At 62.6% G+C, this 24583-nt stretch carries 16 protein-coding genes; 1 reads left to right on the forward strand and 15 read right to left on the reverse strand.

Annotated features, from left to right (window positions below):
- Positions 1–16 precede the first annotated feature (16 nt).
- The 6 genes from flgB to L0962_RS07000 all read right to left on the reverse strand — a co-directional run bounded on the left by flgB (position 17) and on the right by L0962_RS07000 (position 9488).
- The gene (gene flgB, locus L0962_RS06975; protein ID WP_234085633.1) at positions 17–547 is read right to left on the reverse strand and encodes a flagellar basal body rod protein FlgB; all 531 of its coding nucleotides are present in this window, start codon (positions 545–547) and stop codon (positions 17–19) included.
- A 62-nt stretch (positions 548–609) separates the two neighbouring features.
- Positions 610–3774: a CusA/CzcA family heavy metal efflux RND transporter gene (locus tag L0962_RS06980; protein WP_234085634.1), complete on the reverse strand. Its 3165-nt coding sequence runs from the start codon at positions 3772–3774 to the stop codon at positions 610–612.
- A 16-nt stretch (positions 3775–3790) separates the two neighbouring features.
- Positions 3791–5395, reverse strand: a complete 1605-nt coding sequence (locus tag L0962_RS06985) for an efflux RND transporter periplasmic adaptor subunit (protein ID WP_234085635.1) — start codon at positions 5393–5395, stop codon at positions 3791–3793.
- A gap of 9 nt (positions 5396–5404) precedes the next feature.
- Complete coding sequence (locus L0962_RS06990) at positions 5405–6727, reverse strand: TolC family protein (protein WP_234085636.1); 1323 nt, start codon at positions 6725–6727, stop codon at positions 5405–5407.
- 131 nt (positions 6728–6858) lie between these two features.
- Positions 6859–7203 carry a cation efflux protein, CzcI family gene (gene czcI / locus L0962_RS06995; RefSeq protein WP_234086233.1) on the reverse strand — a complete coding sequence of 115 codons (345 nt, stop codon included), beginning with the start codon at positions 7201–7203 and terminating at the stop codon, positions 6859–6861.
- Positions 7204–7247: 44 nt separating this feature from the next.
- Positions 7248–9488 carry a cation-translocating P-type ATPase gene (locus tag L0962_RS07000; protein ID WP_234085637.1) on the reverse strand — a complete coding sequence of 747 codons (2241 nt, stop codon included), beginning with the start codon at positions 9486–9488 and terminating at the stop codon, positions 7248–7250.
- A gap of 84 nt (positions 9489–9572) precedes the next feature.
- Here L0962_RS07000 and cadR point away from each other — a divergent pair, with 84 nt between their 5' ends.
- Complete coding sequence (gene cadR / locus L0962_RS07005) at positions 9573–9995, forward strand: Cd(II)/Pb(II)-responsive transcriptional regulator (protein WP_234085638.1); 423 nt, start codon at positions 9573–9575, stop codon at positions 9993–9995.
- A 113-nt stretch (positions 9996–10108) separates the two neighbouring features.
- On the opposite strand, the gene L0962_RS07010 is transcribed toward cadR, so the two are convergent.
- From L0962_RS07010 to L0962_RS07055, 9 genes are all read right to left on the reverse strand, one after another.
- A complete protein-coding gene (locus L0962_RS07010) occupies positions 10109–10582 on the reverse strand; it encodes a GNAT family N-acetyltransferase (RefSeq protein WP_234085639.1) in 474 nt (157 codons plus the stop codon).
- Complete coding sequence (locus L0962_RS07015) at positions 10573–11706, reverse strand: ribonucleotide-diphosphate reductase subunit beta (protein WP_234085640.1); 1134 nt, start codon at positions 11704–11706, stop codon at positions 10573–10575. Before L0962_RS07015 ends, L0962_RS07010 begins: the two co-directional genes overlap by 10 nt.
- Positions 11703–12890 carry a PepSY domain-containing protein gene (locus tag L0962_RS07020; RefSeq protein ID WP_234085641.1) on the reverse strand — a complete coding sequence of 396 codons (1188 nt, stop codon included), beginning with the start codon at positions 12888–12890 and terminating at the stop codon, positions 11703–11705. The genes L0962_RS07015 and L0962_RS07020 overlap by 4 nt, the downstream gene beginning before the upstream one ends.
- On the reverse strand, positions 12887–14530 hold the full coding sequence (locus L0962_RS07025) for an adenosylcobinamide amidohydrolase (protein WP_234085642.1): 1644 nt from the start codon (positions 14528–14530) through the stop codon (positions 12887–12889). The genes L0962_RS07020 and L0962_RS07025 overlap by 4 nt, the downstream gene beginning before the upstream one ends.
- The gene (locus L0962_RS07035; protein WP_301332255.1) at positions 14527–18486 is read right to left on the reverse strand and encodes a cobaltochelatase subunit CobN; all 3960 of its coding nucleotides are present in this window, start codon (positions 18484–18486) and stop codon (positions 14527–14529) included. Before L0962_RS07035 ends, L0962_RS07025 begins: the two co-directional genes overlap by 4 nt.
- Before the next feature lie 4 nt (positions 18487–18490).
- Positions 18491–18832, reverse strand: a complete 342-nt coding sequence (locus tag L0962_RS07040) for a DUF2149 domain-containing protein (RefSeq protein ID WP_234085643.1) — start codon at positions 18830–18832, stop codon at positions 18491–18493.
- The gene (locus tag L0962_RS07045; RefSeq protein WP_234085644.1) at positions 18810–19409 is read right to left on the reverse strand and encodes a MotA/TolQ/ExbB proton channel family protein; all 600 of its coding nucleotides are present in this window, start codon (positions 19407–19409) and stop codon (positions 18810–18812) included. Before L0962_RS07045 ends, L0962_RS07040 begins: the two co-directional genes overlap by 23 nt.
- Before the next feature lie 12 nt (positions 19410–19421).
- A complete protein-coding gene (locus L0962_RS07050; protein WP_234085645.1) occupies positions 19422–21437 on the reverse strand; it encodes a TonB-dependent siderophore receptor in 2016 nt (671 codons plus the stop codon).
- A 268-nt stretch (positions 21438–21705) separates the two neighbouring features.
- Positions 21706–24483: a ribonucleoside-diphosphate reductase subunit alpha gene (locus L0962_RS07055; RefSeq protein WP_234085646.1), complete on the reverse strand. Its 2778-nt coding sequence runs from the start codon at positions 24481–24483 to the stop codon at positions 21706–21708.
- Between the last annotated feature and the right edge of the window lie 100 nt (positions 24484–24583).

Consider the following 24583-nt stretch of genomic DNA (forward strand, 5'->3'; position numbering starts at 1 on the left):
TCAAATTCCCCGAACCTTATTTGATCGAACTGAACAGTTCTTTCATATCTCTAAATTCACCACCAACCCGGTCCAATGAAAACTGATACATCAGAGAATTGTCAGCGTACTTTTGCCGCTCAATATCCATTTCCACGGTATTTCCATCCACACTGCTCTGATACGGAATCTGATACTTCAAACGGAAAATCTGACTTTTATCCTCCACTCCACTCAGATGTCCCTGAGCGGAAGTTTTCATTGAAAGAGAATTCATTGCTAGCTGATTGGCAATTTCGGCAATATCAACATCTACCGATTTATACCCCGGTGTATCAGCATTCGCTATATTTGATGCAATCAACTGCTGCCGATAAGCACGCACTCCCAGCATCTTTTGTTGCAGATCAATTTTTGTTTTTTCAGCCTCTGTGCGCGTCGAGGCTTCATTAACTTTCATCTCCAAGATTTTGGAAAAACCACTCGCGGAAGTGGTTTTTCCATCGTTTTTTGAATCGCGGTTTTTAATAACAGACTGCATACGGTCAATTTTTGGAAAATCGCTCATCTTGAAACCTCTGAAATTCAGAAACTCATGTTGGTCATTTCAGTATTTTCAAAACCTGCGACCTACTGGTTATCCGATTTTTCCAGCGTTTTTTCCCTGCCATGAACCATGCGGTACAGCAAAGGCAATACGAGCAGCGTTAACGCAGTCGACGACAAAATCCCACCGATCACCACCGTGGCAAGTGGGCGCTGGACTTCAGCACCGGTTCCCGTGGCAATGGCCATGGGAACGAAGCCGAGAGACGCCACCAACGCGGTCATCAGCACGGGACGCAGGCGTGTCAGCGCCCCTTCGTGAATGGCATCGTCGACGGAACGTCCTTCTTCACGCAAATTGCGGATGAAGGAAATCATCACCAGACCATTCAGTACGGCCACGCCGGACAAGGCAATGAAGCCGATACCGGCTGAAATCGAGAGCGGAATACCTCTCAGCCAAAGTGCAACGACACCACCTGTGAGGGCAAACGGAATACCGGTAAACACCAGCAACCCGTCCTTCACGTTGCCGAACATTGCAAACAGCAGCGTGAATACCAGTAGCAAGGCCACAGGCACAACGATCTTGAGGCGTTTGGAAGCAGACTCCAGTTGTTCGAAAGTTCCGCCCCAGGCAGTCCAGTAACCGCTCGGAATCTTGACCTCGGCCAGACGAATCTGCGCCTCGCCAACGAAGGAACCGATGTCCCGGCCACGGACGTTGGCGCTGACGACGACTCGACGCTTGCCATTTTCCCGGCTGACCTGATTCGGCCCCGGTGCGGTTTCTAGACTGGCGACCTCACTCAAAGGAATGTAGGCCGTACGCGCGTCGCCCGCATTGCCAACAATTGCCGCTTTTGGCAAAGCGATTGGCAAACGCCTCAGCGATTCGAGATCCGAGCGCAAGTTCTCCGGTAGACGCACGACAATATCGAAACGACGGTCTCCCTCGAACATCGTTCCAGCTTCCCTGCCACCGATCGCGGTCGAAATCGCATCCTGCACATCGCCGATGTTGAGTCCGTAGCGAGCAGTCTTCTCGCGGTCGATGTTGACGGTCAGCATGGGCAACCCCGTCGTCTGCTCGATCTTGACTTCGGAAGCGCCAGGAATTGTCTCCAGTACCGCCGAAATCTTGCTGGCCGTATCATTCATCACGTCCATGTCATCGCCGAATATTTTGATGGCCACATCGCTGCGGACCCCGGAGATCAACTCATTGAAGCGCAACTGGATCGGCTGGGAAAACTCATAGCTGTTCCCCGGCAGCTTGGAAACCGTCTCCTGGATAGACGCCAGCAGTTCGTCGCGTGACCTTTTCGGTTCCGGCCATTCTTCCTCAGGTTTCAGCATGATGTAACCATCGGAAATGTTGGGTGGCATCGGGTCCGAGGCAATCTCGGCCGTACCGGTTCTGGCAAAAACCCTTTCGATCTCCGGATACTCATCCTTGAGATGTCTCTCCAATTGCTGTTGCATGGCCAGCGATTGAGAAAGACTGGTTCCCGGAATACGTAGCGCCTGGATCGCCAAATCTCCCTCATTCAGACTCGGAACGAATTCGCTTCCCATGCGCGTTGCAAGCAAACCGGAGAGAAGAACCATCACGGTCGTGAAAACCAGTACCACCGGTTTGTTTGCCATAACGCAAGCCAGTACCGGCTCATACCAGTGCTTGGCTGCCCGCATCAGGAAATTTTCTTTTTCATCCACCTTGTCCCCGATGAACAATGCGATGGCCGCAGGGATGAAGGTAACGGAGAGGATCATGGCACCGACGAGCGCGGTGACCACGGTGAAAGCCATGGGGTGGAACATCTTGCCTTCGACGCCAGTGAGCGCAAAGATCGGCAGATAGACGATCATGATGATGAGTTGACCGAACAACAGCGCTCGGCGAGCCTCTCTGGAAGCGGCAAAGACTTCGTGGAACCGCTCGTTCCGGGTCAACGGTCGTCCGGATTGCGCTTGGGCATGGGCTAATCGGCGAACACAGTTTTCGACGATGACGACAGCGCCGTCGATGATGATCCCGAAGTCGAGGGCCCCAAGGCTCATCAAGTTGGCGCTGACACGATAATTGACCATGCCAGAGAAGGTAAACAGCATGGAAAGCGGGATCACCAGGGCGGTAACGATGGCCGCCCTGATGTTGCCGAGAAACAGGAAAAGAATGACGATCACCAACACGGCACCTTCAAGAAGGTTCTTCTTGACGGTATTGATCGCCTTATCCACCAAGACAGTCCGGTCATAAACGGTAACCGCCCTGATACCGTCCGGCAGATTGCGGTTTATTTCAGCCATTCGCTGGTCGACCGCACGAGAAACAGTACGACTGTTCTCGCCGATCAACATGAATACCGTACCCAGCACAACTTCCCGTCCGTTATCGGTCGCAGCACCGGTGCGAAGTTCACGACCGATGCCGACATCCGCCACATCGCGGACGCGAATCGCCACCCCCTGGACATTGGCCAGAATAACGTTCCGGATATCCTCAATGCCGCGCACCTGGCCCGGCGCGCGAATCAGGTACTGTTCTCCACGCTTCTCGATGTAACCTGCGCCGACGTTGCTGTTATTGCGGTCGATGGCAACAACCACATCCTGAAGCGTCAGGCCATAAGAGGCCAGTTTTTCCGGACTGGGTGCGACCTGGTATTCCTTGGCAAAACCACCGATCGAATTGATCTCGGTGACGCCTGTCACGTTACGCAATTGCGGCTTGATGATCCAATCCTGAATCTCACGCAAATCGGTTGGTGTATAGGGCGTACCGTCTGCTTTTCTCGCGTTATCCTCGGCTTCGACGGTCCACAAGTAGATTTCACCCAGACCGGTGGAAATCGGTCCCATGGCTGGCGCAATTCCGGCCGGGAGTTTCTCCTTGGCTTCCTGGATACGCTGATTGACCAGTTGACGGGCAAAATAAATGTCCGTTCCGTCCTTGAAAATCACCGTAACCTGCGACAAGCCGTAGCGCGAAAGCGAGCGGGTCTGTTCCAGGTGCGGCAATCCAGCCATAACGGTCTCAACCGGATAAGTCACCCGTTGCTCGACTTCCAGCGGCGAATAGCCGGGTGCTGCCGTGTTGATCTGGACTTGAACATTGGTGATATCCGGTACGGCATCGATCGGTAAGCGCTGGTAGTTATAGATACCCAACGCGGCCATGCCGAACACGGCCAACATAACCAGCCACCGATGCTCGATGGCGAGACGAATGATGCGTTCAAACATGTCGTGCTCCCTCGCCTTAGTGGCTATGCTCGGCGCTACCCTTGCCGAGTTCCGACTTCAGAATGAAGCTGCCTGAGGCGGCATAAGCGGTTCCGGCCTTCATTCCGCTAAGCACTTCGATGTATTTGCCATCGGAACGTCCCAGAATCACCGGCTGTGCGACAAAGCCATCCGCCACCCTGGTAAAAACGATGCTTTTGTTGTCAATTGTCTGGACAGCCTCAGAAAGCACGCTGACGGGAACCTCGGCTTCGCTGGAAATAAGTTCGATGCTCACGAACAGACCGGGGCGCCACGCCATCTTGGGATTAGCTAAAGTAACTCGGGCCTTGGCGGTGCGAGTGTCCTGGCCGAGCAACGCTCCAACATAGGAAATGCTGCCTTCGGCTCGAGAATCGAAGGCGGTGGCCTTGACAACGACTTTTTCACCGACCCGGACGATATTGAGATCCTTGGCCGACACAACGATCTCCGCCCAGACGGAAGACAAATCGGAAATCGTGAAAATATTGGCATCTTCCTTGACGGCTTCGCCCAACGCGATATGTTTCTCAACCACCATGCCGTCGAACGGAGCACGGATTTCATAGCGATTTAGACTGCCTGAAACCGTGGCACTCGCGCCAAGCGCAACCAATTTCTGCTGACCGTTGGCAACAGCAATTTCAGCCTCCCTGAAAGCTTGCTGGGCTTGCAGGTAATCTTGTTCAGCAGAGATTTTTTCTTCCCAGAGCTTTTTTTCGCGCTCGTAGGTCGATTTGGCCAGCGAAAGGCGCTTTTGCGCCGCCAGCAGTTCGCTGCGTTGCTCGGAAAGGCTGCTGCTGGCGATCACCGCCAGTACCTGGCCTCGTTTGACCATCTGCCCGAGATTAGCGGGAACGCTTTCGACAACACCGGCTAAACGAGGGACAACATGCGCTGTACGGTCTTCGTTAAAGCGAATTTCACCAGGGAGTTGGCTCGCTGTCTTGATTTTGGCAGGAGCAGACTTTTGAATGTCGATGGCGGCAGCCTTGAGTTGCTCATCCGTCAGTTCGACCTTTCCCTCCTCCCGTGAATCGATGAACATGAAAGAGCGCTCGCCCAGACGTGCCGTGATCGCTACTTCGAATACGTGGGGTTCAGCAATTGGAGCGGTACTTTTCAGGTACTCCTTCTCGGCGACAAACGGAATTTCCTGCTTTTCTCCATCCGGCCGCGTCAGCGTGATCGATACTTTGCCTGCACCGGGTGTGAGCGGCATGTCTTTCTGGAACAGCCAGACACGGAAACTCGGTTCACCACCCTCCTCGAATAACAGCAACTCCAGGCCGAAACCACCTTCGGAAAAAACCTTCCCGCCATGTGGCCCCGATCTCGGGGCATCCTCATGATGCTCAGAATCATCATGTTCCTTTGCATGGTCGTGTCCATCGCCGCCCTTGCTACCGTGATGCTCGGCATCGCCATGCTCCCCGGCCTCTGCATGGCTGGCATGCGCATGCGGTTCTGCCCCCGGCTTCGCGGCACTGCTTCCCATTATCCAGGCGCCAGCAACGACTCCGAGCAACAGGATCGCGGCAATGGCACTCGCTTGTTTTTTAGTTAGATTGAAAACCGATTTAGTGAATTTAATTTTCACGACGAGCTCCTAAGGACGGCTGAGTACGTTGGAGGGTGTTGAATCGACAGAGCCCAGAATGCGCTCCAACTCGGCAGCGGTCCGATGCGCATCGGACAGGCTTCTCAGGTATTGAGCTCTCGCTTGAAAAAAGGTCCGCTGGGCATCCAGAACCTCCAGAAAACTGAATTTCCCCAGTTCGAATCCTTTGCTGGCGGCTTCATAGGCACTGCGTGCCCCCGGTACGATTTCGTCTTGCAGGGTTTGCGCTTCGACGACCAGTGCCCTCAAGCGCTCTTGGTTCTGTGCCACTTCGGTTCCTAGGCGAAGCTCGGCTGCAACAAGTTCGTCGCGCGCCTTGTCGGCACGTCGCTGTGCTTCAAGCACGTTGCCCCGGTTTCGATCAAAGATCGGAAAAGGCATCGAGAGTCCGACAGTGGTTTGATTACGCCCAATCTCTTCAGCCTTTTTTGAGCCCAGGCTGACGGTCACGTCTGGAATCCGTCGCGCACGCTCCAGGTCGGCAAGCGCAGAAAAACGCTCCATTTCATGGCGGGCACGGAGCAACGCGGGGGAGCTATTCAAGCTGCTATCGATATCTTCAGCAGAGCGAAGCGCCGGCAAAATTTCGGTACGTCCTTCTGCCTTGTCGAATCTTGGCATCGAGCTTCCCCAACTGGCCGCCAAACGTTTACGGGTTGTCAACAGCTCCCGTTGCGCTTGGTTTAATTCGACCCGTGCGGAAGCTTCTGCTACACGAGCCTTGGTTTCTTCCACTGGAGAAATTTTTCCCGCGACGACACGTCTTGAAGTTGCCTGACTGACACGCTGAGCAAGACGCAACAAGTCCTCTGCTTGCTGAACCCGCTCCTGTGCAACGAGGACATCAAAGAAGGCAGCCGTCACGGTTGCGCGTACATCCAGGCGTTTTGCAGCAAGATCTGCGGTTGCGACGTCACGCCACCGCTCTGCAGAGGCAATTCGGGCGGAACGTTTACCACCTAACTCGATCCGTTGGCTGAGCTGGATGCTCGTAGTCCGAGTCGCTTTGTTCTGTGTATCTTCGACGGAAGTGGAAATTTCCGGATTGGGCAAAGCCCCCGCCTGAAGCACAACGCCTTCGATAGCACGCAGCTCATTGTCGGCCGCGGACAATTCCGGATTAGAAGCCAGCGCGAAATCGATAGCCGCTGACAGCGTCAATGAGCCTGCCGGTTCCTTGCCGAGCACGGACGAAAATGTCGTTGCGGACAGCGCGTCGGGCATCTGCGCTGAAAGATTACTGCAGGCAAAAAGGCTGACTCCGAAAAGGCTCCGGAGCAGCAACGAGGCTACTATTTTTTTGGGGTACATCCGATTCTCCAATGATGAAACACACGTTGGGGAATCGGCGGGGCGCTATCCGTTAACGAATGGCACGGTACGCATGCGACTCTCAGGCCGCAGCAAACAGAAGTTGGGAGAAAAACGCCCAGCCCCGCCGATCAGGCGGAGATCAGCCAATTGGGGCGTTCAGGTTCCTCACCTGGCGGTGAGGCAAGGAAGCGTACGAGCAGCGTGCTCGCATCGATTGCTTCAACCCTGGGCAGAGCACAACCGACGGCGGTTAATGCAGCAACACAACCCGCATGGCAGACGGCGCAATCGTTGTCCACGCTAAGGCTGGGGCTTTTTCCTGACGACTCGCCATCCCCGGCCTGGTGTTTGTGATCGTGATGACCGAAGTGCTGTCCAGTCCCTGCTTCATGCTGGCAATAGACGGCAGCAGCTGCCCACGAAACCTGGAGCGGCAGAATGATCAACAGGAAAATAGAAACCCAGCGACGCATGCGACGAATGGTAACAGAACAAAAGTGATTCAAAAAAACAGGTTTCAATCCCCCGAGCGCGGAGTAGCGACTCTCGACATCCGCAACCCGTTGACGACGACCAGCAGGCTGGCGCCCATATCGGCAAAAACAGCCATCCACATCGTTGCGCTGCCGAAAAGTGCCAATCCCAGAAAGACGATCTTGATACCCAATGCCAAGGCAATGTTCTGCCACAGAACAGCGTGCGTACGTTGCGACAAGCGAATCGTTTCAGGAATCCGCCGCAGGTTGTCGTTCATGATGACAATATCCGCCGCCTCCATCGCCGTATCCGTTCCGGCCGCTCCCATGGCCACCCCGATATCGGCTCGTGCCAAAGCAGGTGCATCGTTGATTCCATCGCCGGTCATGGCCGTCGAGCCATAGCGTTCTCGCAATTCCTCGATGGCCGCCAGTTTGTCCTCCGGCAAAAGATTTCCGCGGGCATCGTCAATGCCGGCCGCCTGCGCGATGGCCATTGCCGTAGCCGTGTTGTCGCCCGTCAGCATTACGGACACGACACCCAGTCGACGCAGTTCGGCAACCGCCGTGCGCGAGCTTTCCTTGATGGTATCGGCAACCGCAAAAATGGCCAGCACCTCACTCTCCGAAGCAAGCAGCGTCACGGTCCGCCCTTGGTTTTCGTGCTCGCTGAGCCGAGCTTCGATCGCCGGTGTGCATAGCTGGCGTTCCTCGATCAGGCGATGATTTCCCAACATCAGCAATTGCCCGCCCGCAGTGCCCTCGATGCCGCGGCCCGGTAAAGCCCGGAAATTCTGCAAGTCATCATCCGAAGGAGGTAAGGCAGCAGCAATGGCCCTGGAGACAGGGTGATCGGAATGTCCGGACAAACTGGCGGCCCAGGATAGAATTTTCGCTTGCGCGATGGTCGACGGCATGATTTCTCGAGCCACCAATTCGGGCTTACCGGCGGTAATGGTTCCTGTCTTGTCGAGGGCGACGGCGCGCAACTTTCGAGCTTCTTCCAGATAAACCCCACCCTTGATCAGCACACCTCGACGGGCTGCCGCGGCCAAACCACTAACCACGGTTACCGGCGTTGCGATGACCAAAGCGCAAGGACATGCGATGACCAGTAGGACAAGCGCCTTGTAGATAGCCTGTAAAACACTCCAGTCAAACAGCCACGGTCCCAGCAAAGCAACGGTCAGGGCTACAACGAAAACAGCCGGGGTGTAGATTTCGGCGAATCGGTCAACAAAACGCTGCGTCGGTGCCCGGGCGCCTTGAGCTTGCTCGACCGCGGAGATGATGCGGGACAAGGTCGTATTGCCGGAAAGGGCAGTGACTTCGAAAACCAGCATCCCGGTCTCGTTGATGGTGCCGGCGAACAGAAAATCCCCCATCGACTTGTCGACCGGGATGCTCTCGCCGGTAACCGGTGCTTGATTGACCGCACTGTTTCCGGCAATGACGCGACCATCCAAGGGAATGCGTTCCCCCGGTTTAACCCTGACCTGGGCACCAAGAAAAACCTGGTCTGCGGGCATTTCACGCCATGCACCATCCATCTGACGAACTTCTGCCGTATCCGGCGCCAGGGCCAGCAAGCCCTGAATGGCATTGCGCGCCCGGTCCACCGAACGCGCCTCGATGAGTTCGGCGATTGCATAGAGCGCCATGACCATCGCCGCTTCCGGCCATTGGCCGATCAGGAAGGCACCGGTCACGGCAACCCCCATCAAGGCATTCATGTTCAACTGACCGCGCCGCAAGGCCACCAAGCCCTTGCGGTAAGTCGAAAATCCGGAGAAGGCAATCGCCACAGCCGCCAGCACCATACCCAACCCCTTGAACGGCAAGGTGTCGGGTGCAAAGTAATCCAGCGCCTCGGCGGCGACGGCGAGACACAGGGCAAACACCGCCTTGCCGATTTCGCCGAACCCCGATGGTATTTCGGCGACGGCCTCTTCCACCACGAACTCGGCCTCGAAACCAAGTTCGCGAATGGCCAGCAAGGCTTGATCCTGAGCGGATTGCGCAGCATCGAACGATAGATTTCGGGCTGTCAGTTCAAAACGCAGCCCACGGATGCCATCGATACCCACCAACGCCTGGCGAATGAGGTTTTCTTCATTCTGGCAATCCATCGCGGGAATGCGCAATGTGCATCGCTTGCCCTGCCGAGTCGATTGGGTTGCCAAACCAGAGGTCGCACCTGCCGCCGCGACAGCGGCCTCCTCTCGATGACCTCCTGACTCAAGATTCTCCGTGGAAGGAGGCTGTTCATTGATTGGTTGCATAACGATCTCCAAGTGATGGCACTATTTGAAACCTTAAAGTCACTTCAAGGTCAACTTCCTCATCACCCGTACCAGGAAAAGTCCATGAAAATCGGAGAAATCGCCAGACAAGCGGGCACGACTACGGAAACGATCCGTTACTACGAGCAGATCGGACTACTCCCGAAAGCCGTTCGCAGCGAAAGCAACTACCGCGTCTACACCTCGACACATCTCGAACGCATGACTTTCATTCGCCATTGCCGCAGTCTGGACATGACACTCGACGAGATTCGCATTCTGCTGCACTTCAAGGCTTCGCCGGATGAAAACTGCCGCGGTGTGAATCGCTTGCTCGACGAGCATATCGGACATGTCGGACGACGTATCGCCGAACTGCAGGAGTTGGAACGACAACTCCGGGCATTAAGGCAGTGCTGCCCCGAGGAGAATCTGACGCAACACTGCGGCATCCTTGCCGGACTGTCACAGACAAACGATGGTGAGCCAGCACCGCACAGGATGTAACGCTGTTGGCGGTATATCGCCGCTCCCGGCTTGACGCCGGCGATAGCAAGGATGCACCGGCCGGCAACGGCGAAGATGTCATGGATTTTCCGCAAAACCTGCGGTCGACCGCGCTAATCCGCGATTTTCGCCAGCGCGACGCGTACCCGCGGATAGGTGGCAGATTCGCGCATCGAGTAGCCGAGCGTCCGGCAGATGTGGCGGGCGGCGGGGTGGCCGGCGGCGAGATGTATCTCGCGCAGGCCCTGCCGCTGCGCCTCGGCCAGCGCGGCCCGGAACAGTTGCCGCGCCCGCCCCTGGCAGCGGCAACCGGCGCTGACGCTGGCACCCAGTTCGGCGAAGTCGTCGAAGCGTGCCAGGTGGATGAAGCCGGACAGTTCACCATCGGCTTCGACGCTGCCGAAACAGAGGTCCTGCGCGAAGTCGATGCAATCGACGTAGGCGGCAATCGCGGCGTCGGCGAGCGGCGTTGCGAAACGGCCGAAGCGGTCGTCGCCGTCGAGCGCCAGCAGGTGACGCAGCACCTTGCGGCGTTGTCGGCCGTCGAGGCGCAGCGGCTGTTGCCAGGCGCGCTCGATCAATCCCATGCCAGCGCCCCGCCGGTCTGGTACTCGGTGACGCGGGTTTCGAAGAAGTTCTTTTCCTTGCGCAGATTGGCTTGTTCATCGAGCCACGGCAGTCCATTCTCCGCGCCTGGGAACGGTTCTTCCACACCCACCTGCCGCGCCCGCCGGTTGGCGATGAAGCGGAACTGCTGCACGTGCAGGTCGGCGTTGTAGCCGAGGATGGGGTCGCGCAGGATGTAGCTGGCGTAGGCGCGTTCGGCGGCTTCGGCTTCGTCCCATAGCTCGCGCAACGCCTGCGGGTCGAGTTCCAGGCCCTCTTCCTTCAACAGTTCGCGCACGACGCGGATGCCAAAGGCGCAGTGCAGGACTTCGTCGCGCATGATGTATTGCAGTTGTTCGGCGGCGCCCTTCATCAGGCCGCGCCGTTGCAGCGCGAAGATCGGGGTGAAGCCGTTGTAGAACCAGCAGCCTTCGAAGATCACCGCGAAGAAGAAGTAGGAGAGCGCGAATTCGTGCAGGTTGGCGCGGTCGGTGAGGTCGAAGTCGGCGCGCATGACGCGCTCCAGGCGCCGGTTGGCGAGCGCGATCTTGCCGTGGATCTGCGGCACGACGCGGTAGCGGTTGTAGATTTCCTGCTGGTCGAGGCCGATGCTTTCGATGCAGTGCTGGTAGGTCCAGGTGTGCAGCGCTTCTTCATAGACCTGGCGGGCCTGGTAGATCTGCAGTTCGGGCGCGCTCATCTTTTCCATCACCGCCAGGCCGATGTTGCGCATGGCCAGGATGTCGGAGGTGGTCAGGTAGGCGAGCACGTTTTCGAAGACGTGGCGCTCGGCCGGGCTGAGCTTGTGGTGGTAGTCGTGCACGTCCTGCGCCATGCTGATTTCTAGCGGCGTCCAGTGGTTGCGGTTGGCCTTGAGGAAGAACTCCCAGGCCCACGGATACTTGAACGGCGCGAGCTGGTTGATGTCGGCCTGGCCGTTGACGATGCGCTTGTCGGCGGCGTTGATCGGCGCCAGCGACGGCGTTGCGGGAATGTTGCGGTCGACCGCGGTTTTTGCCGAATTTCCGGCGTCGACCGCAGGCATGGCCGGCCGGGCGGCGGTTGCCGGCGTATCCCAGTCGTCGAAGTGGTGTGCGCTGTTCATCGTGGGGCCTTTCGGGTTCGAGGGAAGAATTCGGAAGCGGGACGACGGCCGGCCGACGAGCGCCGGCGCCAGACGAGAAAACCGCTGACGCAGCTGAGCACCGCGGCCAGCCCGCCGAGCGCGACCGCGATGCGGCCGGGCAGGCCGAAGGCGCTGCCGGTGTGCAGCGGCGTCTGCCAGTCGAGATAGGTGTCGCCGGCGGCGGCGCGGGTCGCGTCGTAGACCTTCAGCGGCCGGCCATCGCGGCTGTCGACCCAGACCGTGCTGCGCGCCGTCGATGGCCGGCGGACTTCGCCGGGCAGCCGGATCGACACCGCGTAGGCATCGCCCGGCCGGCGCGGCAGGCCGATCCGGCGCAGTTCGCCGTCGGGAAAGACATCGCGGGCAACCTGCAGCGCCGCATCGGCGTCGATCTGCGCCGGCCCGTCGGCGCGCGGTATTTTTGGCGCGACGTTGCCGTCGACCGCAAGAACCGTCCCGACCAGTTGCCGGACCTCGCCCGGCCAGGCCATGTAGATGCCGCTCAGCGTCACGGCGGCGATCACCGGCGCGCTGTAGAAACCGGCGACGCGGTGCAGGTCGAAATTGCGCCGGGCCGGGCCGAGGTCGCGGCGAACGGTCAGCCCCAGGCGCAGCTTGCCGCGGCCGGGCCACCACAGGAACAGGCCGAGCGGCAGGCTGAGCAGCCAGACGATGGCGACGATGCCGAAGCAGCGGCGCCCGGCATCGCCGAGCAGCAGCTTGCCGTGCACTTCGCTGATCAGGTTCATCAGGCCGGGACGGTCGGCGCTCAGCCGGGTCCGTTCGCGCTGGCCGAGGACGCGGGCGGTGTAGGGATCGACCAGCACCTGGCGCCAGAAGAAGCCGTCGGTGCGCGTCGGATCGTGGTGGCGAAAGAGCACGCCGGTGGCGCCGTCGACGTGGCGTCCGGGAATCAGCGACACCGGCTGCCAGGCTTCGGGCTCGTCGGCCTGGCTGGCGACCGCCGCCGCCAGTTGTTCGGTGTAGGGCCGGGAACGGCCGTCGGCCGGCACTGCGACGCGCAGCAGGCCGGGATTGAGCCAGCGGTCGATCTCGTGCGAGAACACCAGCAGGCTGCCGGTCGACGCCGAAATCAGCACGAAAACCAGCAGCAGCAAGCCGCTGTAGCGATGGACCAGGGCCAGCGAGCGACGCAGCGTCAAGGCTTCACCTCGCGGAAGCGTCGGGCGCGGTCCCAATCGACGAAGAAGATGCCGCCGGCCGGCGCATTGAAGCTGAACAGCCGCCGGCCATCGACCGACACGGCGCTGACGCCGGTCGAGAAATCGAGTTCGGGTTCCGTGCCGCCGCGATTGACAGCGATCAGCGGCAGCCCGGTTTCCCGGCTGCGCTGCTCCCAGACGTCGCCCGGGCCCATGCCGTCAACCGGCGGCCAGTTGGCCGGCGAGAGCAGGATCTGCGCACCGCGCCCGGCGAGCCTGGCGGCAGTGTCGGGCCGCCAGGCGTCGGCGCAGATCAGCGTGCCGACCTGGATGCCGTCGACGGTGAACGGCTTGCCGTCGATGCCGGCCACCGACCACGCCTCGGCGCGGCCGACCGGGCGCTGCTTGCGATAGGCGCCGAGGATGTTGCCGGCGCGGTCGATGGCGGCGACGCTGTTGTGCAGCGTGCCGCTGCCCTTCTCGCGCTCGGCGAAGCCGACGAAGAGCGCGATGCCGTTGTCGCGGGCGATCGCCGCCAGCGTGTGCATCCAGGCATCGGGGAAAGGCGCGATCCAGCCGGTGCCGACGCGCTTGGCGAAGTTGTAGCCGGTTTCGGCCAGCTCCGGCGTCACCACCCAGTCGGCACCCTGCCGTGCCGCGGCACGGATGCCGGCCTCGATGCGGGCGCGGTTGCCGGCGATGTCGCCGGGCGCCGGGTCGAGATGGAGCAAGGCGATGCGCAGGTCGCCAGCGGCCTTGGCCGGGCCGGCGGCGGCATCGGGGAAGCGTTTGGCGCCGGGCAGGAAGTAGCCGTTCTGCTTGCCCAGCGCCTCGATCACCGCGGCGTGGGTGGCCTTGCCGATCAACTCGCCGATGCGGCTGTGGCCGCCGGTGTAGGTGGCACGCGGCGCCGCCGTGCCGGAGACGACGATGATGCTGTCGGTACCGGTGCCGGTCGCCTGCACGCCCGGCGTGTAGGTGCTGGCCACCTTGAGGTCTTCGAGCGCCGCCGTCTTGCCTTCGGTGACGGTGATCAGCGCGCGCGCCAGCGCCGCGTCGCTGAGTTCGATGTTGCTCAGCACCAGGATATTGATCGTGCCGGCCGGCTTGTCGTCATCGTCGAGTCCTTCGATATGGCTGCCGCTATCGACGCCGGTACGGATCGCGTTGCTGCGCGCGCCGGCGGTGGCCAGCACGGTCACCGTCAGCGGCCCGTGGCTGCGCGTGACGACGGCCAGATTGTCCATGTCGGCGGCGGTCGCCATCTGCGCCACCGCCGCGCGGGCGAGGCCCAGGCGGTCGGCCAGCGCATCGCGCACGCCCTCGCTGTAGGCCTTGCCGGCGGCGCCGAGCTTGCCCCAGAGCAGCGGATGCGCCGCGTGGTTGAGCGCGGCGCGGGCATCGACCAGGCCGTCACTGGTCGACAACGCGCGGCGCACGGTCGGGAAGCGGACCAGCAGCGTCTTTTCCCAGAAGCCGTCGCGTTCGCCGTTAACCAGCTCGGCGCTGGCCGCCAGCGACTCGGGCAGGACCGGCGCCGGCGGCGCGGCGGCCGAGGCCGACGCGGCGAGCAGCAACCCGGCCAGGCCGGACAGGAAGTGGCGCCGGGCAAGCGCGGCGAATCGGGCGAACGGGGTCATGCTTTTCTCCGGAAACGGGCCCGCGACAACACGCCGAGGGCGACCAGCAGCAAAAACCCGAACAATGCCGCGTAACGGGCGCTTTGTGGCAACGGCGATGGACGATTGTCCTGTTCCTTGACCTCGAAGCCTTCGACGACGTCGCTGTTCGCGCTCGACGGCGTGGCCTCGGCAGCGGCTTCCGCTTGCCGTACAGCGGCCTGCGCCGGGCCGGGCTGGGCCGCCTGCGCCGCCCGGGCAGTTTGCGCCGGGCGCGCCGCGGCCGGCGGCAGCGCCGACTGACGGCCCATGTCCGGCGCCGACATCGCCAGCGCCTCGGCCATCGCCTGGCGGTCCTGCGCCTGCGCCAGTTCGCTGACCTCGCGGCTGCTGCACGACGCCGCGTTGCAGGCGACGCCGGCTTCGGCGATCACTTGGCGATTGACCTGCTCGAGCTCGGCCTTGACCTTGGGATCGGCCTGCCAGTAGCCCTTGTTGATCGCCACCAGCATCTTGTCGACGATGGCCTGGTAGGCCAGCAGGTTCTTCGCCTGGCGGAATTTCTCCTTGACGCCGATCCGGTTGCGGTCGACCACGTAGGTTTCGTACATTTCCTGCCACTTGGCCCCGTCGACCGCCTCGGGCACGGTGACTTGCCAGCCCCACAGGTGCTCGGTGACCTTCATCACGAAGCGGGCGCCGGCGTAGCCTTCGTCGAGCATCGCCCTGACCCATTGCGGATTGGTGTAGCGGGTGCGCATTTCGCGGCCCATGAACTGGTCGAGCGTCTCGTGCTTGCCACCCTTGGCATCGGCCAGGTTGAGGATGTAGGTCTCCGGCGTCTTGCCGTTGACCTGGCGGATGGCCATCGCCGTCGCCCCCAGGTACTGGAAGACGTCGTCGTTGTCGAGCGTGCCGAAGACGTTGCTCGAACGCGAGTGGATCGCCGCCTTGGCATCCTTCAGCGCCATCTTGAACAGGTCGACGGCAAGCGCCGCGCCGCCCGGCCGGTCGCCCCAGTAACCCTGGCCGAACAAGTGGCCGACACGGTTGAAATAGACATCGGCGATCTGGCTTTCCTTGTCCCAGGTATTGCTCGCCTGGACCACGTTGTCCACGCCGGTGCCGTAGGCGCCGGACGGTTCGGTGAAGATGCGCACCGCCGCCAGGCGCTCGGCCTCGGCCGCCGGGATGCCGCGCGCTTCGAGCGCCTGGCGGGTCCGGCGGACGTTGGCGCGGATCGGGTTGTCGGCTTCGTCGAGGTCCTTGACCGCGCTGACCGCCTGGTCGAGCAGCAGCATCAGCGTCGGCAGCGCATCACGGTAAAGGCCGGAGGGCACGATGGTGACGTCCACGCGCGGCCGTCCGAGCTCGCCGCGCGGGATGACCTGCAGCCCGTCGACCCGGCCGCGCTCGTCCCAGGTCGGCCGGACGCCGATCAGCGCCAGGATTTCCGCCTCGGTGACGCCCTCGTGGCGCATCGCCTCGGTGCTCCACAGGTTGAACACGACGCGGTCGGGAAACTGGCCGTGACGCTGCCGGTAGTCGGCGATGAACTTGTCGGCCAGCGCCCTGCCCTGCTCCCAGGTACCGGGCGTCGGCAGGCGCGACGGATCGAAGCCGTAGAGATTGCGGCCGCTCGGCAGCGCGGCCGGGTTGCGCAGCGGATCGTTGCCCGGCCCGGCGGCGACGTGGCGGCCGGCCAGGCCGGCGACCAGCGCGTCGAGTTCGGCGCGGCCGCTGGTTTCGAGCAAGGCCATCAGTTCGTCGACGCGGCGCGCCCGCTCGGTCGGCGACAGCTTGCCGTCGAGCGCGACGATCGCCTCGGCGGTGGACCGGCGCAGCTTTTCCGGCGGTGCCACGCCGAAGGTATGCAGGCCGTAGGGCGTCTGCGTCTCGCCGATTTCCTTCAGGTAATGCTCGATCAGTTCGACGTCCTCGCCGTCGACCAGCGCGCTCTTGCCGATGTCCTTGAGCACGCCGAGCTTGCCGGCCTGTGCATTGATTTCGGCGAGGCGGGCGGCGGCAGCCGATTCGCTCTTCTGCGCGGCGACCAGGTAATCGTCGATCAGCCCCTTGAGCATCACCAGTTCGCTGTTCAGCGTCGCCTTGTCGAACGGCGGCGTCAGGTGCGAGATGATCGTCGCCATGCCGCGCCGCTTGGCCTGCAGCGCTTCGCCGATGTCGTCGACGATGTAGGGGTAGAGCTGCGGCACGTCACCGACCATCGCTTCGCCGGGATCGGCGGCGGTGAAGCCGACTTCCTTGCCGGACAGCCATTCGTGCGTCGCATGCGTGCCGACGTGCACCATCGCCTGCGCCTGGAAGCCCTGCTGCAGCCACAGGTAGAAAGCCAGATACTGGTGATGCGGCGGCAGCGCCACGTCGTGATACATCTTCTTCGGATCGCCTTCCCAGCCGCGCGACGGCTGCGGCGCGAAAACCAGGTTGCCGAAGCGCTGCGCCGGGAAAACGAAGTGCGGCTTGCCTTTGGCGTCTTTCCACAGCATCACCGTCGACTGCTCCGGCTCGCCCCAGGCCTTGACCATCGCCTCGCGCAACGCCTTCGGCTGCTGGTCGAACCACTTGCGGTAGTCGGCCACCGGCAGCAGCATCGCGCCACCGCCGCGCACCAGCTTCTCGAGCGCGCCGGGCGCCCAGTTGCCGATGTTGGTGCCGTGCTCGCGCAGGCGGTCGAACAGCGCTTCCTCGGTCGCCGGCCGGCCCTGCGTCGCGTAGCCCTCGCCTTCCAGGCGGCCGAGGATCTGCCACAGCGAACGCGGCAGTACGTTGAGGTAGGCGGCGCCGATGTTCTCCTTGCCCGGCGGATAGTTGTAGTAGATCACCGCGACGCGCTTGTTGCGGTTCAGTTCGTAGCGCAGCGCCACCCACTTCCGGATGCGGTCGGCCAGGCGCTCGATGCGCTCGGCAATCGGCGCCTCGTTGACGTATTCGAGCCCGGTCGCCGGGTCGCGCAGGCGCTCCTTGCTGGCGACCACGGTCGGCGCGATGGCGCCGGCGAACTCGGCGCCGGAAATCTGCCAGGCGCGCTCCATCAGCGTCAGCCCGAGCGGCGACGCCTCCCACTCGGCGCGCGACTGGCTGTACAGCGAGATCGCATTGATCGTCGGTACGTCGAGCTTCTGCATCACCGGGATGGTCTTTTCCGGGACGTTGCCCATTTTCAGCGCCAGGCCGACGACGGCGACGACGCGCGACTTGCCGCCGGCGTCGATCAGGTATTTCTCGACGGCCAGTTCGGACGGATAGCCGAAGGCCGGCAGCACGTTGAAACCGCGCGCCTCGAGTGCCTCGACCATCGCCAGCAACAGCGGCGAGCGGCCGGACTGGGCGGTCACCCGGTTGAACAGCAGGCCGACCCACAGCCGCCCTTCGCGGTCGGGACGGCCCTGCAGGTAGTCGCTGCGGAACGCGTCGAAATCCTCGAAGGTCCGGCCGTTGCGCGGATTCCACAAGGCCGTCTGGGGATAGGCGCGGGCCGGCGCGGCGGTGACGCGCAAGCCGAAATCGCGGGCCAGCACGCGCCGCACCATCGCCGCGTAGTTGTCGACGCCGCCGGCCTGCGCGTACTCGCGCAACATCTCGTCGCGCGTCAGGCCAGCCTGCTTCTCGCCCTCCTCGAACGGCGCGCCGACCGCGTAGGCCTTGGCGCCGCGCGCCTGCAGCCGGGCCACCGCCGGGGTGATCGCGTTGGCCAGTTCGCGGCCCATGTTGTAGATCAGACCGAGATCGGCACTGCCCAGCGCCGCCAGATCCTCGGCCGACGGCCGCGACGACGAGGCGATGCGGAAACTCACGTCCTTCAGCGCCGGATCGCGGCGCAACTGCTGCACCGCGTTGACCGCCGTCAGCGTCGCCGGGTCGCCGGGAAAGAGCACGACCGACAAGGGCCTGGCCTGGACCGATGTCACGGTCGACCACAGAAAAAGCAGAAAAACCGCTCGCAGCCAGACCATAAAGTTACTCCGCCGGCACATAGACCACCTTGCCGTCCGGCAGCTTGTAGGCCGTGCCCAGGCGCTCGCCCTTGCCCGACAATTTCTGGTCGGTCACTTTCGAGGCTTTGATCTCCTTGCCCTTCTTGGTGATGATCTCCATCTCGCCGTTGGCGTTCTTCTTGACCATCGTCACCTCGGAGCTCGGGTCGAGCAGGTCCATCATGTTGTAGGCCATGAACAGCGCGATCATCATCGAGACGATGAAGACAATGCTCGCGTCGAACAGGTTGGCGACCCCGGCGATCGGGTCTTCGAGGGCTTCGCCGTCGAGGGCAAAGCGCCTACGCCGCTGCAGCAATCGCATCGTCGGCCTCCGCCTGCAGGTGATGTTCAACGGCGCCGTGACCGACGCCGGCAATTGCCAGTTCGGCGGCATGCGCCATCTCGCGCACGTCCTCGCGCGCCCAGCGCTCGCGCGACAGCGCGATCAGGTAGGCGAGCACGCCGGCGCCCAGGCCGGCCACCGTCGCCGTAAACGCGGTGACCATGCTGCCGGCCATCTTCGGGATGTTGCCCTCGGCCAGCGCGGCCAGCGAGATGCCCATCGGGATCAGCGTGCCCATCAGGCCGAGCGCCGGACCGACCTTGATCACGAAACGGATGCGGTCGAGCCGGTGCGACAGCGCCAGTTCATGCGCCTGCAACAGGCGCTCGACCTCGATCGGCAAGGTTCCGGCGGCCGGCCGGATCCGCGCCAGCGCGGCGAAGAACGCCGCCCGCTCGGGGAAACGGCCGCGCCAGCGCTGCCAGGCGTCGAACAGCGTGATCCCGAGCTGCACCGGCGTGTAGGCGACAAGCAAGGCGCAGCCGCCGATCACCGGCAGGTAGAGCGCGGTGGAAACCTCGTAGAGCAGGTGCTCGATCAGTTGAATCAGGTCCATGACGCTTCTCCGTCAGAAATCGTAGCGATAGGCCAGTCGGCCGTTACGGCCGGGCAGCGGGTAACCCGCCTTTTCCCAATAGAACCGGTCGAACAGGTTCTCGACCTGCAGCGACACCGACTGATGGCGGTCGATGCGGTAGCGCACGGCCAGGTCGGCGACGGTGAACGGTTCGTAGGTCACGATGTTGGCGCTGTTGCCGTTCCAGTCGTTGTCGTTCATCCGGCCGACATAGCGGGCGCCAAGGCGGCCGCTCCAGGCACCGTGCTGGACATCGGCCGCGACCCGCCAGACGTTGCGGGCGACGTTGCGGATGTTCGACGTGGCGCCGGCGATGTCCTCGACACGCTTGAAGTAATGCGTGCCGGACACCGACAGGGTCAGGAATTCCGCCGCCTGCCAGCGGCCGTCCCACTCCAGGCCTTCCATGCGCGCGCTGTCGGCGTTGGTGTAGGAGAAGTAGCGGTTGTCGACATCCTCGCCGACCTGCACGCGGGTGATCTTGTCCTTGACCCGCGTCCGGAACACGGTCAGATCGGCGAACAGCTTGCCGGCCGACCATTCCAGGCCGAGGTCCCAGGTCATGCTGGATTCCGGCCGCAGGCCCGGGTTGCCCGACAGCACGTCGTCCTTGCCGGCCTTGACGGTCACTGCCGAGCCGGTCAGTTCGGTCGCCGACGGCGGCACGAAGCCCTTGCCGGCGGTGGCATGCAGGCGCAGGCCGTCGATCAGCCGCTGCTTGAAGCCGATGCTCGGATTGGTCGTGGTGAACGCCGCCTCGCCCGGCGTGAAGGTGGTCATCAACGGCGTCGAGAAGGTTTCGGTAGTGATCCGGTCATGCCGCAGGCCGAAATCGATACTCGTCGCACCATCGTTGAGGAACAGCGAGTTCTGCGCGTATAAGCCCAGCGAGCGGCGCTCGTTGTTGGCGCTCGACGGCGCCTTGCCGGTTCCGTTGGCGTTGTAGCTGCGCGTTTTCTGGCGGGCATTCTCCTGATCGACGCCGAACACCGTCATGCCCCAGTCACTCCACGCCCACTGGTCCTGCAGTTGCCAGCCGTGGAAGCGGAGTTCCTCGTCGAAACTGCGGAACGGCAGGTAGGGCTGGTCGGCCAGCGTGGTGCTGCTCTTCTTGTACAGCTGGTAGGACTGCTCGCCGGCAAAGGCGCGCGCGGTCAGGCGATGGGCGCCGAGACGGCCGGTCAGCTTCAGGTCGTGGCTGTTGCGATCCATGTCCTTGTTGCTCTGCGCATTGGTGCCGTTGGCCAGATCGCCCGGCGTGGCAATGTTGCGACCGCGGTACAGGTCGCTGTTGAGCACCAGGCGCCAGTCCTCGGTCAGGTTGAAACCCAGGCGCAGCGCGTGGTTCTGCTGCGTGTAAGCGGTATTCGGGCGGTCGACGCCGTTACCCATGCGAAAATCGTCGTTCTGGTCGAAATAGGAACCGCTGTAGTCGAAGTCGAACCACTTCGACAGCGCGCCGCCGACACCGCCGCGCAGTTCGCGCGTGTCGAAACTGCCGTAGCCGAGTTGGGCGAAACCGCCCAGCGCGCCGCGGCTTTCCCGGGTGATCAGATTGACCACGCCGCCCATCGCCGACGAACCGTAAAGCGCCGACGCCGGCCCTTTCAGCACTTCGACACGCTCCAGCCGGTCGATGTTGACCAGGCTGAGGTTGGTGGCCATCGCCGGCCGGCCATCGACCAGCAGCAGCGAACGCTTGTTGATGCCGGAAAACTCGGGCCGGAAACCGCGGATGCCGATCCCCGACGAATTGCCCGGATACTGGATGATGTCGACGCTGCTGTTCTTCTTCAGCAGATCGCTCAGTTCGCGGGCCGGCGTGCGCTCGATGTCGGTCTTGCCGATCACCTCGATACGCTGCGGCGTATCCTCCAGCCGCGCCTCGGCACGGCGGCCGGTCACCACCACCGTTTCCAGGTTGGTGACGTCGTCGGCCAGGGCGCCGATCGGCAATGCCGCCAGCGTGACGGCCCAGAAACTGCGTTTGCGTAAGAATCGATTCATGAAAAACTCGAAAAGGCGGGGAAAAGTGACGCAAGAAGGTGGAGCGGCCGATCATCAAAGGCCGGTGCCGCTTCCGTCACGTGAATTACGGTTATCGATCGCCGGGTAACGTTAAAAACCGGGCAATAACGTCTTGCAGATCAAGGGGATGGCGATCACTGGCAGGCCTCGCACTCCGGATTGTGGCTACGGCCGCTCGCCGTCGCTCGCTTGACCCGGCAAGCCGGGTCAGCCTGCACCGCAATCCGTCGAACGAGCTTGGCGGGTTTCACTGACATGCCTCGCACTCCGGATTGTCGATCGAGCAGAACTTCGGCGCTTCCTCCTGCGTCACGGCATCGTCGCGACCGCCGGCCTTCTCGGCCTGACTGGCGCCCAGCGTGCGCAGGTAGTAGGTGGTCTTGAGACCGCGTTTCCAGGCCAGCTTGTAGATTTCGTCGAGTTTCTTGCCGGAGGGCAGCGCCAGGTAGAGGTTCAACGATTGCGCCTGGTCGATCCATTTCTGGCGGCGAGCGGCGGCTTCGATCAGCCATACCGGGTCGATCTCGAAGGCGGTGGCGTAGCGGGCCTTGAGTTCGTCGGGCACGCGCTCGATGCGGGCGAGCGAGCCGTCGAAGTACTTGAGGTCGGAGACCATCACCTCGTCCCACAGGTCGAGCGCCTTGAGGTCGCGAACCAGCGCCTCGTTGACCACGGTGAATTCGCCGGACAGGTTGGATTTGACGTAGAGGTTCTGGTAGGCCGGCTCGATGCTGGCCGAGACGCCGACGATGTTGGAGATGGTCGCCGTCGGCGCGATGGCGACGCAGTTGGAGTTGCGCATGCCGTACTGCGCGATGCGCGCTTTCAACGCCGGCCAATCCAGCGCCACCTGGCGGTCGACCGCCACCACCTCGCCACGGCCGGCTTCGAGCAGTTCGATGCTTTCGTGCGGCAGAATGCCGCGATCCCACAGGCTGCCGGTGAAGCTGGAATAGCGGCCGCGTTCCTTGGCCAGCTCGGTCGACGCCCAGTAGGCCTGGTAGCAGACGGCTTCCATGCTGCGGTCGGCGAATTCGACGGCTTCCGGCGAGGCGTAGGCGATACCCAACTGGTACAGGCAATCGGCAAAACCCATGATGCCCATGCCGACCGGGCGGTGGCGCAGGTTGGCGTTGCGCGCCTTGGGCGTCGCGTAGAAGTTGATGTCGACGACGTTGTCGAGCATGCGCATGGCGGTCGACACCGTTCTGGCAAGCTTTTCCCGATCCAGCGCCCCATCCTTCAGATGCGCCGGCAGATTGACCGAACCAAGGTTGCAGACGGCCGTTTCATCGTCCGAGGTATTCAGCGTGATTTCGGTGCACAGATTGCTCGAATGGACGACGCCGACGTGCTGCTGCGGCGAGCGCAGGTTGCAGGCGTCCTTGAAGGTGATCCACGGATGCCCGGTCTCGAACAGCATGGTCAGCATCTTGCGCCACAGCTGCACCGCCGGCACTTTCTTGTGCAGCTTCAACTGGCCGGCGGCGGCCCTGGCTTCGTAGGCTTCATACGCCTCGACGAAGGCGCGGCCGGATTTCTCGTGCAGGTCCGGGACGTCGACCGGCGAGAACAGCGTCCAGTCGGTCCCGGCGATCACCCGTTGCATGAACAGGTCGGGAATCCAGTTGGCGGTGTTCATGTCGTGCGTGCGGCGACGCTCGTCGCCGGTGTTCTTGCGCAGTTCGAGGAATTCCTCGATGTCCAGGTGCCAGGTTTCCAGGTAGGCACAGACGGCGCCTTTGCGCTTGCCGCCCTGGTTCACCGCCACCGCCGTGTCGTTGACCACCTTGAGGAAGGGAATGACGCCCTGGCTCTGGCCGTTGGTGCCCTTGATGCGGCTGCCCAGCGCGCGCACCGGCGTCCAGTCGTTGCCGAGGCCGCCGGCGTACTTCTGCAGCAGCGCGTTTTCCTTGATCGATTGGTAGATGCCATCGAGGTCGTCGGCCACCGTGGTCAGATAGCACGACGACAGTTGCGAATGCAGCGTGCCGCTGTTGAACAAGGTCGGCGTCGAGCACATGAAATCGAAGCTGGAAATCAGGTCGTAGAACTCGATGGCGCGCGCTTCACGGTCGATTTCGTTCAAGGCCAGACCCATCGCCACGCGCATGAAGAAAAGCTGCGGCGTCTCGATGCGGCGGCCGTCGATGTGCAGGAAATAGCGGTCGTACAGCGTCTGCAGGCCGAGGTAGCCGAACAACTGGTTGCGCTCGGGCTTCAAAGCGCCGGCCAGGCGCTCCAGGTCGTAATCGGCCAGGCGCGGGTCGAGCAGTTCGGCGGCGATGCCGCGGGCGATGAATTTTGCGAAATAAGCGGCGTCGACCGCAGCATCCTGCGCCGCGCCAACCCCCGCCGCTTCCTCGTTCAGGCTGGCCAGCAGCAGGCGGGCGGTGGCGTAGTCGTAGCCCGGTTCGCGCTCGATCAGCGTGCGCGCGGCGAGAATCAGCGCCTGATAGACATCGCTCAGCGCGACGCCGTCGTACAGGTTCTTCAACGCGTGATCGAGGATCACCCGCGCCGAAACGCCGTCGCCCAGGCCGTTGCAGGCCGCTTCGCAGCGCTGCAGCAAGGCGGCGACGTCGAGCGGACGGCGTTCGCCATCGACCGTCACGTGCAGTTGCGGCACGCCCTGCACTTCCGCCAACCGGGCCGCCTGCTCGGCGCGTTCTGCGGCGCGACGCTCGCGGTAGAGCACGTAGGCGCGGGCGACGTCGTGTTCGCCGGCACGCATCAAGGCCAGCTCGACCTGATCCTGGATGTCCTCGATATGCACCGTGCCGCCGTCGGGCAGGCGGCGGGTCAGCGAGCGGACAACGACCTCGGTCAGCCGCGCAACGATCTCGCGCACCCGCGACGACACCGCGCTCTGGCTGCCTTCGACGGCGAGGAAGGCCTTGGTCAGCGCGACCGAAATCTTCTCGGGATGAAAATCGACGACGGCGCCGTTACGGCGGATCACCTGCAGGGCGGCGGTGCTGTGGGCGGAAAGATCGGCGAGGCTGCTCAGGGCGTTCGAGGACACGACGTTGCTCCGTATCGGGGGGCGGAGCAAAGCCGGCGCGTGCCGCACGCGAACGGACGCACGCCGGCCACGGCCGGTTGCGGTCGACGATCACGAACGA

Origin of the sequence: Azonexus sp. R2A61 (assembly GCF_021401135.1) — a bacterium.
Taxonomy (GTDB): Bacteria; Pseudomonadota; Gammaproteobacteria; order Burkholderiales; family Rhodocyclaceae; genus Azonexus.